14 protein-coding genes are annotated in these 13,861 nt (G+C 52.4%); 11 read left to right on the plus strand and 3 right to left on the minus strand.

Going from position 1 to position 13,861, the window contains the following annotated elements; all coding sequences use genetic code 11:
- Positions 1-322 precede the first annotated feature (322 nt).
- The 8 genes from OKF39_RS08055 to OKF39_RS08090 all read left to right on the plus strand — a co-directional run bounded on the left by OKF39_RS08055 (position 323) and on the right by OKF39_RS08090 (position 7,636).
- Complete coding sequence (locus tag OKF39_RS08055) at positions 323-853, plus strand: fimbrial protein (RefSeq protein WP_060579557.1); 531 nt, start codon at positions 323-325, stop codon at positions 851-853.
- Between the two features lie 61 nt (positions 854-914).
- A complete protein-coding gene (locus OKF39_RS08060) occupies positions 915-1,592 on the plus strand; it encodes a fimbrial biogenesis chaperone (protein WP_060579558.1) in 678 nt (225 codons plus the stop codon).
- 51 nt (positions 1,593-1,643) lie between these two features.
- Complete coding sequence (locus OKF39_RS08065) at positions 1,644-4,175, plus strand: fimbria/pilus outer membrane usher protein (RefSeq protein ID WP_479983658.1); 2,532 nt, start codon at positions 1,644-1,646, stop codon at positions 4,173-4,175.
- Positions 4,176-4,209: 34 nt separating this feature from the next.
- Complete coding sequence (locus OKF39_RS08070; RefSeq protein WP_072051100.1) at positions 4,210-5,220, plus strand: fimbrial protein; 1,011 nt, start codon at positions 4,210-4,212, stop codon at positions 5,218-5,220.
- An 18-nt stretch (positions 5,221-5,238) separates the two neighbouring features.
- On the plus strand, positions 5,239-5,754 hold the full coding sequence (locus OKF39_RS08075; protein ID WP_248037762.1) for a fimbrial protein: 516 nt from the start codon (positions 5,239-5,241) through the stop codon (positions 5,752-5,754).
- A 43-nt stretch (positions 5,755-5,797) separates the two neighbouring features.
- Positions 5,798-6,307 carry a fimbrial protein gene (locus OKF39_RS08080; protein ID WP_052685721.1) on the plus strand — a complete coding sequence of 170 codons (510 nt, stop codon included), beginning with the start codon at positions 5,798-5,800 and terminating at the stop codon, positions 6,305-6,307.
- Between the two features lie 46 nt (positions 6,308-6,353).
- Positions 6,354-7,031, plus strand: coding sequence for an EAL domain-containing protein (locus tag OKF39_RS08085; RefSeq protein ID WP_219258723.1), 678 nt, complete (start codon positions 6,354-6,356; stop codon positions 7,029-7,031).
- Between the two features lie 50 nt (positions 7,032-7,081).
- Complete coding sequence (locus OKF39_RS08090) at positions 7,082-7,636, plus strand: helix-turn-helix transcriptional regulator (RefSeq protein WP_326432565.1); 555 nt, start codon at positions 7,082-7,084, stop codon at positions 7,634-7,636.
- Between the two features lie 159 nt (positions 7,637-7,795).
- On the opposite strand, the gene rimO is transcribed toward OKF39_RS08090, so the two are convergent.
- A complete protein-coding gene (gene rimO, locus OKF39_RS08095; protein ID WP_479983659.1) occupies positions 7,796-9,121 on the minus strand; it encodes a 30S ribosomal protein S12 methylthiotransferase RimO in 1,326 nt (441 codons plus the stop codon).
- Between the two features lie 216 nt (positions 9,122-9,337).
- On the opposite strand from rimO, the gene bssR reads away from it, so the two are divergent.
- Both bssR and OKF39_RS08105 read left to right on the plus strand, forming a co-directional pair.
- On the plus strand, positions 9,338-9,721 hold the full coding sequence (gene bssR, locus OKF39_RS08100; RefSeq protein ID WP_048960862.1) for a biofilm formation regulator BssR: 384 nt from the start codon (positions 9,338-9,340) through the stop codon (positions 9,719-9,721).
- A 107-nt stretch (positions 9,722-9,828) separates the two neighbouring features.
- Positions 9,829-10,947, plus strand: coding sequence for a PQQ-dependent sugar dehydrogenase (locus OKF39_RS08105; protein ID WP_048957049.1), 1,119 nt, complete (start codon positions 9,829-9,831; stop codon positions 10,945-10,947).
- Here the strand turns inward: OKF39_RS08105 and OKF39_RS08110 are convergent, their stop codons facing one another.
- Positions 10,948-11,574 (minus strand): glutathione S-transferase family protein, encoded by a 627-nt coding sequence (locus OKF39_RS08110; RefSeq protein ID WP_045259989.1) that lies wholly within the window; start codon positions 11,572-11,574, stop codon positions 10,948-10,950.
- Between the two features lie 240 nt (positions 11,575-11,814).
- Here OKF39_RS08110 and dacC point away from each other — a divergent pair, with 240 nt between their 5' ends.
- Positions 11,815-13,020: a serine-type D-Ala-D-Ala carboxypeptidase gene (gene dacC / locus OKF39_RS08115; RefSeq protein ID WP_045260004.1), complete on the plus strand. Its 1,206-nt coding sequence runs from the start codon at positions 11,815-11,817 to the stop codon at positions 13,018-13,020.
- Between the two features lie 39 nt (positions 13,021-13,059).
- On the opposite strand, the gene deoR is transcribed toward dacC, so the two are convergent.
- Complete coding sequence (gene deoR / locus OKF39_RS08120; protein ID WP_041910685.1) at positions 13,060-13,818, minus strand: DNA-binding transcriptional repressor DeoR; 759 nt, start codon at positions 13,816-13,818, stop codon at positions 13,060-13,062.
- Positions 13,819-13,861 lie beyond the last annotated feature (43 nt).

A 13,861-nucleotide genomic window follows, 5' to 3' on the forward strand; every position in this document is an offset into this window, starting at 1 on the left:
AGTGCCATTGTGGACTGGAGTTTTAACAATTATTTAAAAATTATTGTTTTGCTATTTAAAGCGATTTCCAGTGTTAGCTAAATGTTAAATTTAAAGTCTACGGTTGGCCTAAATTTTATTTGTGCTCTCCGTTTAAGTTCTATAAATTTCGCATCAGCAAGTGAGAGTGTGAAAACAAAGTTATTTGATGAATATCTTTGCTTTCCGCCTGTTGCATATCAGAAATGAAAGAACTGGCGCAAAAAAATATGCGGTCATCAGACTGTCTGGATGTTGTTGCCTGAATTTCGGAAACTTATAGGGTTATTAAGGAAATAAATTTATGAAAAAGAATATTATCGCTGCTGCTATCGTTGCTACCGCTGCACTGTCTATGTCTAACGCATTCGCTGCTGCTGGCACCGTAAACTTCAACGGTGAAATTCTGGACGCAGCTTGCACCGTTGACGTTGGTTCTCAGAACCAGACCGTTGAGCTGGGTAAATACAACAAGTCTGAATTCACCTCCGCTGGCGACAAGACAGCTGCAACCAAATTCAGCATCGTGCTGAAAGATTGCCCGGCAACCGTAACTTCAGCTGCTGTGCGTTTCGACGGTACGCCTGATGCTACCGACTCTACTCTGCTGGCTATCGACAGCTCTGTAGCTGGCGCTGCGACCGGTGTTGCTATCAACCTGATGACCGCTGATAAGGCTCAGCTGCCGCTGCACGGTTCTAACGGTTACAGCTATGCGCTCTCTTCAACTGCAGACAACACTCTGGATTTCTACGCTCAGTACGAATCTACCGTTGCTTCAGTAACTGCGGGTCCAGCTAACTCTGTAGCCAACTTCTCTGTGGTTTACAACTAATTTCCTTTGTCGGAAAACAACAGGGGCCGGCTTCTAGGCCCCTTTTTTATCGAGGTATAAAATGCACTTTCTGAGTAAATCTTTAATTGCCTGTGCGCTGCTTTCTGCTGGCGTTTCAGCGGCCAATGCCGGAGTGGTAATTGGTGGGACGCGTGTCATTTATGACGGCAATAAAAAGGAATCCTCTATTAGCGTCAATAACCCCGACACGACGCCCTATTTAATTCAGTCGTGGGTTGAAACGTTAAATGGGGGTGCTGAGAAAGCACCTTTTATTATTACCCCGCCGCTGTATCGACTGGATAAAGATCAGCAGAACGTCGAGCGTATCGTATTAGCCGGTGCGCTGCCGCAGGATAAAGAATCGCTTTACTGGCTGAATATTAAAGCCATTCCCGCCGCGCCACGTAAAGATAATACTCTGCAAATTGCGGTAAAAACCCGCATTAAACTCATCTACCGTCCGGCAGCGTTAAAAGGTGTTATTCCGGAAGAACTGGCGGATAAATTAACCTGGCAGCGCAGCGGTAACCAGATTCAGGTCACCAACCCCACCAATGTGGTGATGAATTTCAATGAAATAAACGTTAACGGTAAAAAGCTGGAAGACGTTTCGTACGTTCTGCCGGGCGCAACCGCGCGCTTCGATCTGCCTAAAGGGGTCAGCGGTGGGGCAGTGACCTTCAAAATTATCAACGATTACGGCGGCACCGGAAACGTACATAACGCCACGATGTAATTCGCGCTGGGGTAAAGGACACCTGTTTCGTACCGATGGAGTAAATAACCGATGAGTAGCAATAAGCAGGAAATATTATTTAGACCTGCACGTCTCGCGTTTTTAATCGCTTTTGCCCTGGGAGCGGTCTCAATGACCGCTCATGCTCGCGATTATTTTAACCCTGAACTGATTGAGCTGGATAACCCGGGCATGAAAGGGGCGGATCTGTCAGCGTTTGAGTCCGGTTCTCAGTTACCCGGCACCTATCGCGTCGATATCGTTCTTGGCGAACAGGTTGTCGATACCCGAGATATTAAATTTGACGCGGTGACGGGGGCCGATGGCGAGGCATCACTGCAACCCTGTCTGAGCGTCGCCCAGCTGAAAAGCTGGGGCGTGAAGACCGAGCTGTTCCCGGAACTGGCCTCCGGCGGCGAATGCGCGAAGTTAAACGCGATCCCGCAGGCCTCTGCGGAGTTCCTGTTCAGCGCCCAGCGTCTGGTGATCAGCATTCCGCAGGCGGCACTCTCCCCACAGGCGCGCGGCTACGTGCCGCCCGAAATGTGGGACGAAGGGATCACCGCCGCGATGCTGAACTACAGCCTCAGTGGATCTAACAACCGGGCACGTAACGGCAACGGCAGCGATAGCAACAGCCAGTACGCCAACCTGCGCCCGGGCATTAATATCGGCCCCTGGCGGCTGCGTAACTACACCACCTGGAGCCGCGACAGCAAGGGCAACGACAAGTGGGATACGGTTTATACCTACGGCCAGCGGGCAATTATTCCTCTGAAGGCGCAACTCACCACCGGTGACAGCTCCTCCCCGGCGGACGTGTTCGACAGTATCCCGTTCCGCGGGGCGCAGCTAGCCTCCGATGACGACATGATGCCGGATTCGCTGAAAGGCTATGCGCCTGTAGTGCGCGGTATTGCGCGCACCAACGCGCAGGTGGTTATTCGTCAGAACGGTTATCAGATTTACCAGAGCTATGTGGCGCCGGGTGCGTTTGAAATTACCGATATGTACCCGACCGGCGGCGCAGGGGATCTTGACGTCACCGTGAAAGAGAGCGACGGCAGCGAGCAGCACTTCACCGTGGCTTTTGCGTCACTGCCGGTGTTGCAGCGTGAAGGGCGCTTTAAATATGCGGTGACAGGCGGCCAGTATCGCTCGTACAACAGCGACGTGGAGAAAACCCCGTTTGCTCAGCTCACCGGCATTTATGGCCTGCCGTATGGTCTGACGCTGTACGGCGGCGTGCAGGAATCGAGTAAGTATCAGTCCCTGGCGGCGGGTATTGGTAAAAACATGGGTGACTTCGGCGCGTTCTCCACCGACGTGACGCAGTCGTGGGGCACCCCTGAAGGCATGCCGAAGAGCAGCGGCCAGTCCTGGCGGATCCGCTACAGCAAAAACTTTGTTGAGACGGGCACTAACTTTGCCATCGCCGGTTATCGTTACTCCACCAGCGGCTATTACGGCATGCAGGAAGTGATGGACTCCTACGGTGACAACAGCGCATTGCAGGACCGCCGTCGCAACCGCGCCGAGCTGACCATGAGCCAGAACATCGGCCAGAACCTCGGATCGCTGATGCTGAGCGCCGTGCGTGAGGATTACTGGAATTCCGGTAAGACCATGGAGTCCTACAGCGCCGGGTATAACAACGCCTGGAACAGCGTGACCTACGGGATCACCTATACCTACAGCAAAAACGGCAGTACCGATAGCTACGGCCATACGAACAGCTATGACAAGGATCAGCAAATAGCGCTGAACGTCAGCGTGCCGCTGGAGAAATTCCTGCCGCGCACCTGGGCCAACTACAGCATGAACCACAGCAAGAACAACGGTACTACGCACAACGTGGGCCTGAACGGTTCGGCACTGGAGAACAATGCCCTTAACTGGAACGTGCAGCAGGGTTACGGCACCGACGGCGTGGGGTATACCGGCAATGCTAACGCGGATTACAAAGGCACCTATGGTGAAGTAACGGCGGGCTACGGCTACGACAAAGACAGCGATCGTCTGAACTACGGTCTGCAGGGCGGGATCATTGCTCATGCCGATGGCGTGACCTTCTCACAGCCGCTGGGGGAAACCAACGTGCTGGTGAAAGCGCCAGGGGCGAAAGGGGTGGGAATCCAGAACCAGAGCGGGGCGAAAACCGACTGGCGTGGCTACACCGCTGTCAGCAATCTGATGCCGTACCGCAAAAACGACGTGGCGCTGATGACCGATACGCTGCCTGATGATGTCGAGCTTGAATTGACAAATAAAACTGTTATTCCAACACGAGGGGCCATTGTTCGCGCAGAATATAACGCAAACATAGGAATGCGAGTACTCATGAATTTAACTCTGAGTAATGGTCAACCTATTCCCTTTGGTGCTATTGCAACAATAAAAGAAGAAAATAATAAAGCCTTCATCGTTGGTGATAAAGGGCAGGTTTATTTGACCGGGCTGTCCCCGAAATTCACCTTGAATGTTGTGTGGGGCGATGACGCAAAGAGCAAGTGTCAAGTGAATTATAATGACGAAAACCAATCCGAAGGAGGGGTGATAATAATAAATGAAACATGTCGTTGAAAATCTGTCACTTCTCTTTAAGGTAAGGTGCTATATGCAAGTTGTTAAATTATTTTTGCTGGTTATCGGTTTGTTTTCCGGTGTATCAGGATACTGCTGTAACTATAGTTTTATTGGTTCACCCTATACTGTTAACTATGGCAACATCGTTGTTCAGCGGGACCTGGCAATAGGCCAACCTATATCTAATGAAATTTATGGCACATTAGCTCAAGCTTATATATGTCAAACTAGTGGCTCAGAAGGTTCAAGTACAGGTATGAAAAGCGTAATACTCCCATATAAATTTACTTCTTCCAGTGGAGTCAGGGTTTATCAAACAAATGTTCCCGGCGTAGGTATATCCTTCGGCTGGTATGAGCAAACCACTGCAGGTGGAGCGGGATTCACAGGGAATAATTATATTCAAACAACGGATACTCAAATTTATTCATGGACCAGTAACCCTGGCGAAGTTGATAACTTTAAGTTCCAGCCAATTATACGTTTATGGAAAACAGGTAATATTACCTCTGGTGCGCTATCAGGGCAGATAGCAGCTTTTATTGCATATACTGCCCAGTACGGCGGTGGCTCTCAAGTCAGCAATATACCTATTTATGCAGGCTCAGGTAGTATTACTCAAGTGGCATGTTCTATTACAACACCAAACTTAGTATTTCCAATAGGTGATGTGCTTGCATCAAGTTTTGGGAGCAGCATAGGGACTACACCTGCTAATGCAAGTAATATTCAGAACCTCGGCTTGAATTGTGATGCTGGTGCAAACATTAACGTAGCATTAAATGGAACGCAAAATCCTGACGTTGGAACAACAAGTATATTAGCTTTAACAAACCAGGGAAGTGCTGATGTGGCTAAAGGCGTTGGTGTGCAGCTTTTATATAATGGCAGCCCATTTATATTAAATAACCGTATTGTGCTGAAAAGATCGTCAGGCGGTCAGGAAACCTTCCCTCTTACCGCTCGTTATTATCAGACCAAAACAGCCGTTACTACCGGTAAGGCAAATGCATCAGCAACGTTAGATCTCACTTATCAATGATAGCAAGGAGAAAATAAAATGAAAAAGTTAAGTGTATTAGCCGCTGCAACAATAGTTCTGTTGATGAATACCTCCGCTCAGGCAGGCGACCCGGTCACCCTGAATATTACCGGCAACGTCATTGCCTCTCCTTGTCAGGTAAGCAGTGACAGTATTACGAAATCGGTCGATCTTGGACAAAATATCCAGGCGTCATCGCTGCAAACCGCAGGTGCGGCCACCGATTGGGTCAATTTTGATATCAACCTGAACAGCTGTCCGGCAGGAACGACGAAGGCCATTATGACCATGCATGGCACCGCCGATCTCAATAATCCGGCTGATATGTATCGTAATACCGGCACCGCAACCAACCTGGCCGTTCAGGTACAAAGTCAGGCAGGGGATCAACTGGGTAATACCAAAACGATTTCCGGAACTATCGCCAGTAATGCCTATACCTACAAACTGCGGGCACGTGCTTATACCCAGAACGGCGGCGTGATGCCAGGCAGTATTAGCTCGGTGGTTACGGCAACCTTTGAATATCAATAGCCTGAATGCGCTCCAGCCTGCTGGAGCGCAACGGAGATTTCACATGCTTAAACGTAAATGGCTTGCCAGCGCATTCATGATGATGTTGCCATGGCTATCCTATGCTGATGCGTCGCTGACGCTGACCGGTAACGTGGTTGCCAGCCCCTGTACGGTGGATACCGATACGGTTAACAAAACTGTGGATTTAGGTACTCTGCAACGCCGGGATCTGCAAACCGCAGGAGAAGGCGGGGAGTGGCAGGACTTCGACCTGCTGCTCACCAATTGTCCGGCCGGAACGACCAAAGTGACGGCTATAGTTAGCGGCACGCCCGATACCCAGGACGCCACCGCATGGAAAAACAGCGGCACCAGTGACAACACGGCGCTTCGGATCGCCAGCCGCGATCGTAGCCAGACAGTTGCACCGGGCGATTCGCTGGCTCAGAACGTTAACATCAGCACGCGTTCAGCCTCATTCCTCCTGTCGGCCAGAATGTTTACCCCGCAGGGCAGTGCCACCGCTGGGACATTCCAGTCGGTCATAAACGTCGATTTTACCTGGCAGTAGATCACTTTCCGGCAATAAACCTCTGATATTTATTTAAAGGTGCACTATGCCTTATCGTTTATCCTTTGAAAACGCGGTACGCGGAATACGTTTTCAACCTATTTATTCCGTGGCTGAAAAAGCAATTAAAGCCTGGGAGATATTAAGTTTATTGCAGCCCGGGATTAATCATGAGCAGTACTTTGCTTCTCAATCGGATCAAACCTGTATGAATATCCTGTGCTGGCAGTTGCAGATTATTTATAAGATGAAAAACAAAAAACGTTATTATTTAAACGTTCCTGCCAGACTGCTTTGCTCTTTACAGGCTGTTCAATGCCTTCTGCCCTGGCTACGGGAGGGGATTGTTCTTGAAGTCCAGGATCCGCACGGATTTATATCGCTGTCCTGCTCTGAACGCCAGGCGTTTAACGCCCATGCCAGGATGATCAAATCAATGGGAGCAGAGCTTTGGCTGGATGATATCAAACCGGATCAGTTCAGCGATTTAGCCGATGAGCTGGCGCGATTCGACGGCGTCAAAATTGATAAAAGCGTAGTACTGGAAGAGCCCTCATCCTTAAGCACGCTGATTGCAGATTGCGCCCGATACGTTCAATTCGTGCTCGTGGAAGGAGTGGAAAATAGCCAGCATTATGAAATAGCCGAGGAGAGTGGAAGCCATTTTCTCCAGGGATTTATGTGGCCTGAAGAACAATTCTATATCAGCTATACACCGGTTTGAACATGCTAAAGATTTTGATAAATGATCCGGACCTCCTGTTTCGAAGAGGTATGAAGTACTTTCTAAGCGATTTTTTCTGTAAACGGTTTGATCGTCACGTTGAATTTACCACCGACTATACATCGGATAATATTGCTACCGCGGATGTGATTATTCTTTCGCTTTACAAGGGTGAACGTTACATCTGTCTGCCGGAACTCCGCGCGCGGCAAAAGGGTATAATAATTGGTTTAGTAGATGAGGAAGATGATTCCAGAATTTCGCCATCCTGCTTTGCCGATATAGTCTATATCCTGCGGCGCGAACCGCTGCGTGAAATCACGCGAAAACTTTATGTTGCCTGGCAAACATGGATAGAGATTCAGGAATTTCAAGGATATAAATCATGCCTCGGATGTAAACATGTTTCGTTATCTCTCACCCAGCTTGAGATAATTACCAGTTTGAATGAGGGATATTCGTTTCAGGAGGTCGCGACGAAAATGAATATCACCTATAAAACAGTTACAGTTCATAAATATTTGATTATGCGTAAATTTAGCTTGAGAAATGATTATGACCTGTTTCGCTTTTTTGGCAGGCTGAGCCAAAAAAGCGCAATCTAATTATTACAGCAAACGCCTCAACAAAAGCATAGACAACCTGCCGTTGCACTACTTTCCCAGCGCGTTTGCGGTCATTGTACTACCCTGACCGCAAGAGCTTATCGGGCCCGGGTTATGCCCGATAAGCGCAACGACATCAGTCGTTATTCAGAGGGTAGATTAAACCCGGCTACCCCACAGGTCATACTCGTCCGCGTTTTCAACTTTGACGCGAATAATATCACCCGGCTTAACGTTGGTTTCGCCGTTCAGGTACACCGCGCCGTCGATTTCAGGGGCGTCCGCCATGCTGCGGCCAATCGCGCCTTCTTTGTCTACTTCGTCGATGATAACCATGATCTCGCGGCCCACTTTCTCCTGCAGACGTTCAGCAGAAATCTGCTGCTGCAGCTGCATGAAGCGGTTCCAGCGCTCTTCCTTAACTTCTTCCGGCACCTGATCCGCCAGCTCGTTGGCGGTAGCGCCTTCCACCGGGCTGTATTTGAAGCAGCCGACGCGGTCCAGGCGCGCTTCCTTCAGGAAGTCGAGCAGCATCTGGAAGTCTTCTTCGGTTTCACCCGGGAAGCCGACGATAAAGGTGGAGCGCAGGGTCAGATCCGGACAGATTTCACGCCACTGCTTGATGCGCGCCAGCTGGCGGTCAACGGAACCAGGGCGTTTCATCAGCTTCAGGATACGCGGGCTGGCGTGCTGCAGCGGGATGTCCAGGTACGGCAGAATTTTGCCTTCCGCCATCAGCGGGATGACGTCGTCAACGTGCGGGTACGGGTAAACGTAGTGCAGACGTGTCCAGATACCGAGCTTAGCCAGCTGCTCGCACAGGCCCACCATGCTGGTTTTCACCGGCTCGCCGTTGTGGAAACCGGAGCGGTGTTTGACGTCCACGCCATAAGCTGAGGTGTCCTGGGAGATGACCAGCAGCTCCTTCACGCCCGCATCGGCCAGACGTTTCGCTTCCGCCAGCACTTCGCCAATCGGGCGGCTCACCAGATCGCCTCGCATCGACGGGATGATGCAGAAGGTGCAGCGATGGTTGCAGCCTTCAGAAATTTTCAGGTAGGCGTAGTGACGCGGCGTCAGCTTCACGCCCTGTTCCGGCACCAGGCTCAGGAACGGGTTGTGCTTTGGTTTTGGCACGTAGTGATGAACATGTTCCAGCACCTGCTCGTAGCTGTGCGGGCCGGTGATCTCCAGCACCTTTGGGTGCACTTCGCGGATTTGGTCCACTTTCGCGCCCAGGCAGCCGGTAACAATCACTTTGCCGTTTTCGGTCAGCGCTTCACCGATGGCTTCCAGTGACTCCTGGACCGCGCTGTCGATAAACCCGCAGGTGTTAACGATCACCATATCGGCGTTGTCGTAGCTTGGCACCACGTCATAGCCCTCGGTGCGCAGTTCGGTCAGGATGCGTTCTGAATCCACCAGGTTTTTCGGGCAGCCCAGGGAGACGAAGCCGATTTTCGGCTGGTGCGTAACATTGCTCATAGGTTAAAAATTCATCAATTATGGAGTTATCAGGGCGGGATTTTACAGCGTATCGCGGGGGATTTATACACTCTTTGCAAGGCGGATGCGCCAGGCCGAGGTTGTAACATTGTAAATAATGTTAATCAGTTAAGAATAATTGATCTCAGGCATTAAACTGTACAAAAAATGACCTTATTCTGAATGTGCAACATGGCTGACAGAGGAGGAAATAGCATGTCCGTTGACAGACTGAAACGCGATCTGCTTAACAAGCTGATCAACGCCCGAATCGACCTGGCCGCCTATCTGCAGCTCAGGAAGGCAAAGGGCTATATGTCAGTCAGCGAAAGCGAACATCTGCGTGATAATCTGTTTGAACTGTGTAATTTCATGCGTGAAAAAGCACCGACCCTGAAGGCGGAATACGATGAATGCGAGCTGATGGCGCTGCGTCGCGCCGCTGAGGTGCTCTCCATTGCAGGGGTATGTTTGATGAACGGACGCCACGACTGCCCGACTTTTATCGCTGTTAACGCGGAGAAGCTTGAAAACTGCCTGACAACGCTCTCTCTTTGCATCATGTGTCTTAACAAGCACGAGACGCTTGCACAGCACTGAGTTCGGGGGGAGGCAACTCCCCCTTCTGATTAAGCTTTTGTAAAAGTGGTAACGCGCCCGGAGGTAATGGCTAATCTTTATGCCATATGCCGAAAAAGGAGCGCTTTATGCCTCGATCCTCGTTGATTTTCCTGCCTGCATTGTTTATTCCGTTTTCGCTTCTTGCTGCGCCAGAGGCGGTAAAGGTTGAGGTGCTGCAAAACCGACTCGATCACCCCTGGTCGATGGCGTTCCTGCCGGGTAATGACGGTTTACTGGTCACTCTTAAGGGCGGGCAGCTCAAGCGCTGGCAGGCCGGGAAAGGACTTTCCGATCCCATTGTCGGCGTGCCGAAGGTGTGGGCGAACGGCCAGGGAGGACTGCTGGACGTTGTGCTGGCGCCTGATTTTGAAAAGTCGCGCCGCGTCTGGCTGAGCTACGCCGAAGCCGGGCGTGACGGCAAGGCCGGAACGGCGGTGGGCTATGGTCGCCTGAGCGACGATCTTTCCCGCATCGAGGGATTCCAGGTGGTGTTCCGCCAGATGCCGAAACTCTCTACCGGTAACCATTTTGGTGGGCGACTGGTGTTCGACGGCAAAGGGTATCTCTTTATTGGACTCGGCGAGAACAACCAGCGCCCGACGGCGCAGGATCTGGACAAGCTGCAGGGTAAAGTGGTGCGCCTCACCGAAGACGGTAAAGTGCCGCCGGATAACCCCTTTGTGAACACCTCCGGCGCGCGGCCGGAAATTTGGTCCTACGGCATTCGTAACCCGCAGGGGATGGCGATGAACCCGTGGAGCGACACGCTGTGGCTGAACGAGCACGGCCCGCGCGGCGGGGATGAAATCAACATCCCGGAGAAGGGCAAAAATTATGGCTGGCCGCTGGCAACGCACGGCATTAACTACAGCGGGCTGAAAATCCCGGAAGCCAAAGGCGAGCACGTTGAGGGAGCCGAAAAGCCGCTGTTTGTCTGGAAAGTGTCGCCCGCGGTCAGCGGCATGGCGTTCTATAATAGCGACGTGTTCCCGCAGTGGAAAAACAAGCTGTTTATCGGGGCGCTGAAGGAAAAGGACGTTATCGTGCTGAGCGTGGACGGCAATAAGGTGACGGAGGACGGGCGGATCCTGGGCGACCGGGAGCAACGTATTCGCGACGTGCGGGTGGGGCCGGATGGCTATCTGTATGTCCTGACTGACGAAACGGACGGGCAGCTGTTAAAAGTCAGCCCGTCCGGTGCGTAATCAGGTGACCGGGATCATCACCACGTTACGGTACGCCGGGCGCTCGCTAAGCTGCTTAAGCCAGCGGTCAAGGTTCGGACGCGGCGTCCATTTCAGACCGAGGTTGGTCAGGTTCCAGACGAACGGCGCTACGGCAATGTCCCCCACGCCGAACGTATCGCCGGAGAACCAGGCGTGCTTCGCCAGCTCATCGTCCATCATCGCAAACAGGTTTTCGCAGGCATCCTGCGCGGCATGAATGGCGGGGTAGTCGCGCTCGGCTTCAGGAGTTCTCACCAGCCCCATCAGGATCACGCGGTGAACGGGAGAGAGCGTCTGATTTGCCCAGTCCATCCACTTCTCACCCTGCGCGCGCTGCGCCGGGTTTTCGACCCACAGGCGGCCAAGACCGTACTGGGCGGCGAGGTAACGCACAATGGTGTTGGACTCCCAAAGGGTTGCGTCTGTTTCGTCATCGCGCAGCAGCGGCACCAGGCCGTTCGGGTTCATCGCCAGATAGTCGGCCTCTTTGTTCACGCCGAACGACATGCCAGCCATGATTTGGTTAAACGGTAAATCCAGTTCCTCCAGCGTCCAGAGCACTTTCTTCACGTTGGTTGAATTATTCCTGCCCCACAGCGTAATCATATTTACTCCTGATGAGTGTGAATCCGGGTCGGCTTTTTGCCATGGTGAGATAAACCTAACAATTACGCAACAGAAGACAAAAAAATCGCCTGAATCAAAGCGTAAATGAATGTTATTGCATAAACTTTAATAACTTTACCCTCGTTGGGTTTCTTTAACCGTTTTAGTGCGCTATTACTCATCGCTTCTTGCGACACGGTGATGTGACGTAATTTTTGAATGGACACTCGGGTGGCATTTATGACGCGAAAAATGACTTCTCTGCGCAGCCTGGCGGCAGGCTCTGCGCTCCTTTTCCTGTTTGCACCAACACTCTACGCGGCTGAACAGGCTGCGCCCGAAGCGCCGCCTGTGGACGCGCGCGCCTGGATCCTGATGGACTATTCCAGCGGTAAGGTGCTGGCGGAAGGCAATGCGGATGAGAAACTCGATCCGGCCAGCCTGACCAAAATCATGACCAGCTATGTGGTCGGGCAGGCGTTAAAAGCGGGCAAGATCAAGCTGGACGATATGGTCACCATCGGGAAGGATGCCTGGGCGACCGGCAACCCGGCGCTGCGGGGCTCGTCGGTGATGTTCCTGAAGCCAGGCGATCAGGTCTCCGTCTCCGATCTGAACAAAGGGGTAATCATTCAGTCGGGAAATGATGCGTGTATCGCGCTGGCCGACTACGTTGCCGGCAGTCAGGATTCTTTCATTGGTTTGATGAATGGCTATGCGCAAAAGCTCGGCTTAACCAACACCACCTTCAAAACGGTCCACGGCCTGGATGCGCCGGGACAGTTCAGTACCGCGCGCGACATGGCGCTGCTGGGAAAAGCGCTGATCCACGACGTGCCGGATGAATACGCCATCCACAAAGAGAAAGAGTTTACCTTCAACAAAATTCGCCAGCCGAACCGCAACCGCCTGCTGTGGAGCAGCAACGTTAACGTGGACGGAATGAAGACCGGCACCACGGCCGGCGCGGGCTACAACCTGGTGGCCTCCGCGACGCAGGGCGACATGCGCCTGATCTCGGTGGTGCTGGGCACCAAAACTGACCGCATCCGCTTTAACGAGTCAGAAAAACTGCTGACCTGGGGCTTCCGCTTCTATGAAACCGTGACGCCGATTAAACCGGATGCCACGTTCGTCAGCCAGCGCGTCTGGTTTGGTGACAAGAGCGAGGTGAATCTGGGGGCGGGTGAGGCCGGTTCCGTGACCATTCCACGCGGTCAGCTGAAAAACCTGAAAGCAAGCTATACCCTGACCGACCCGCAGCTCACCGCGCCGCTGAAAAAAGGCCAGGTAGTCGGGACGATTGATTTCCAGCTAAACGGTAAGTCGATTGAACAGCGTCCGCTGATTGTGATGGAAGCGGTGGAAGAGGGCGGCTTCTTCAGCCGGATGTGGGATTTCGTGTTGATGAAATTCCATAGCTGGTTTGGCAGCTGGTTTAGTTAAGTTTTATGCCGGGTGGCGCTGCGCTTACCCGGCATAACCTCAATACATCAACTTCACCTGCTGTGCCTTTGCATGGGCCACAATCTCGTCATCGGGGCGGCAATCGCTGACGATGGCGTCAAACTGCGCCAGCTCACCCATTCTTGCCGAACGCACCTTGCCAAACTTGCTGTGATCGACCACCAGCACATGATACTGCGCGGCATTTAACGCCCAGTTCTTCACCGGCAGCTCCTCCAGATTAAAGCAGGTTGCACCCTGGCGCACGTTCACGCCTGCGGCAGAATAAAACGCGATGTCCGGGCATAAATTGCTAAGCGTGTCCTGCAGGTTAAGCGGTTTAAAGATGGCGTTGCTGGCGTGAAACTCGCCGCCGCAGAGGATCACCCGGCACTCGGGTTTCTCCTGAAGCGCCAGAAAGGTGTTCAGGGAGTAGCACACGGCGGTAAAGGGAATGCTGCTGTCGATGGCTTCGATAATCCACGGCGTGGTGGTGCCGCAGTCAAAAAACAGCGTCTGGTGCGGCTGAACCAGCGTGGCCGCAAGACGCGCGGCTTTGCGCTTCTCTTCAACCAGACGCGTCTTCTGGTCGCTGATCAGATAATGGCTGGCGCTGCGCGGCTCAAGGACGATGTACCCGCCCAGCAGTACCACGGGGGCGCTGTCGCTGTTCAGATCGCGACGAATGGTCATCTCTGAGACGCCGAGGAGGTTGGCGGCTTCCTTCAGATGCAGCTTATCGCTGCGCTTCAGCGCCTGCAGCAGCTGAGCAATGCGGTCATCGCGTCGTGTTTCCATAGTTCCTCGGGATAAAAAAGTGAGCCCCCGCAGGGCGGGGGCT

The sequence above is a fragment of the Enterobacter cloacae complex sp. HYC042_NIDB genome (genome assembly GCF_056673315.1).

Excerpts from the sequence above, each read along its gene's own strand:
- OKF39_RS08065 (WP_479983658.1), top strand. The coding sequence starts at position 1,644 with ATGAGTAGCAATAAGCAGGAAATATTATTTAGACCTGCACGTCTCGCG.
- bssR (WP_048960862.1), top strand. The coding sequence starts at position 9,338 with ATGTCCGTTGACAGACTGAAACGCGATCTGCTTAACAAGCTGATCAAC.
- deoR (WP_041910685.1), bottom strand. The coding sequence starts at position 13,818 with ATGGAAACACGACGCGATGACCGCATTGCTCAGCTGCTGCAGGCGCTG.
- OKF39_RS08080 (WP_052685721.1), top strand. The coding sequence starts at position 5,798 with ATGCTTAAACGTAAATGGCTTGCCAGCGCATTCATGATGATGTTGCCA.
- OKF39_RS08055 (WP_060579557.1), top strand. The coding sequence starts at position 323 with ATGAAAAAGAATATTATCGCTGCTGCTATCGTTGCTACCGCTGCACTG.
- OKF39_RS08105 (WP_048957049.1), top strand. The coding sequence starts at position 9,829 with ATGCCTCGATCCTCGTTGATTTTCCTGCCTGCATTGTTTATTCCGTTT.
- OKF39_RS08090 (WP_326432565.1), top strand. The coding sequence starts at position 7,082 with ATGAAGTACTTTCTAAGCGATTTTTTCTGTAAACGGTTTGATCGTCAC.
- OKF39_RS08060 (WP_060579558.1), top strand. The coding sequence starts at position 915 with ATGCACTTTCTGAGTAAATCTTTAATTGCCTGTGCGCTGCTTTCTGCT.
- dacC (WP_045260004.1), top strand. The coding sequence starts at position 11,815 with ATGACGCGAAAAATGACTTCTCTGCGCAGCCTGGCGGCAGGCTCTGCG.
- OKF39_RS08070 (WP_072051100.1), top strand. The coding sequence starts at position 4,210 with ATGCAAGTTGTTAAATTATTTTTGCTGGTTATCGGTTTGTTTTCCGGT.
- OKF39_RS08110 (WP_045259989.1), bottom strand. The coding sequence starts at position 11,574 with ATGATTACGCTGTGGGGCAGGAATAATTCAACCAACGTGAAGAAAGTG.
- OKF39_RS08085 (WP_219258723.1), top strand. The coding sequence starts at position 6,354 with ATGCCTTATCGTTTATCCTTTGAAAACGCGGTACGCGGAATACGTTTT.
- OKF39_RS08075 (WP_248037762.1), top strand. The coding sequence starts at position 5,239 with ATGAAAAAGTTAAGTGTATTAGCCGCTGCAACAATAGTTCTGTTGATG.
- rimO (WP_479983659.1), bottom strand. The coding sequence starts at position 9,121 with ATGAGCAATGTTACGCACCAGCCGAAAATCGGCTTCGTCTCCCTGGGC.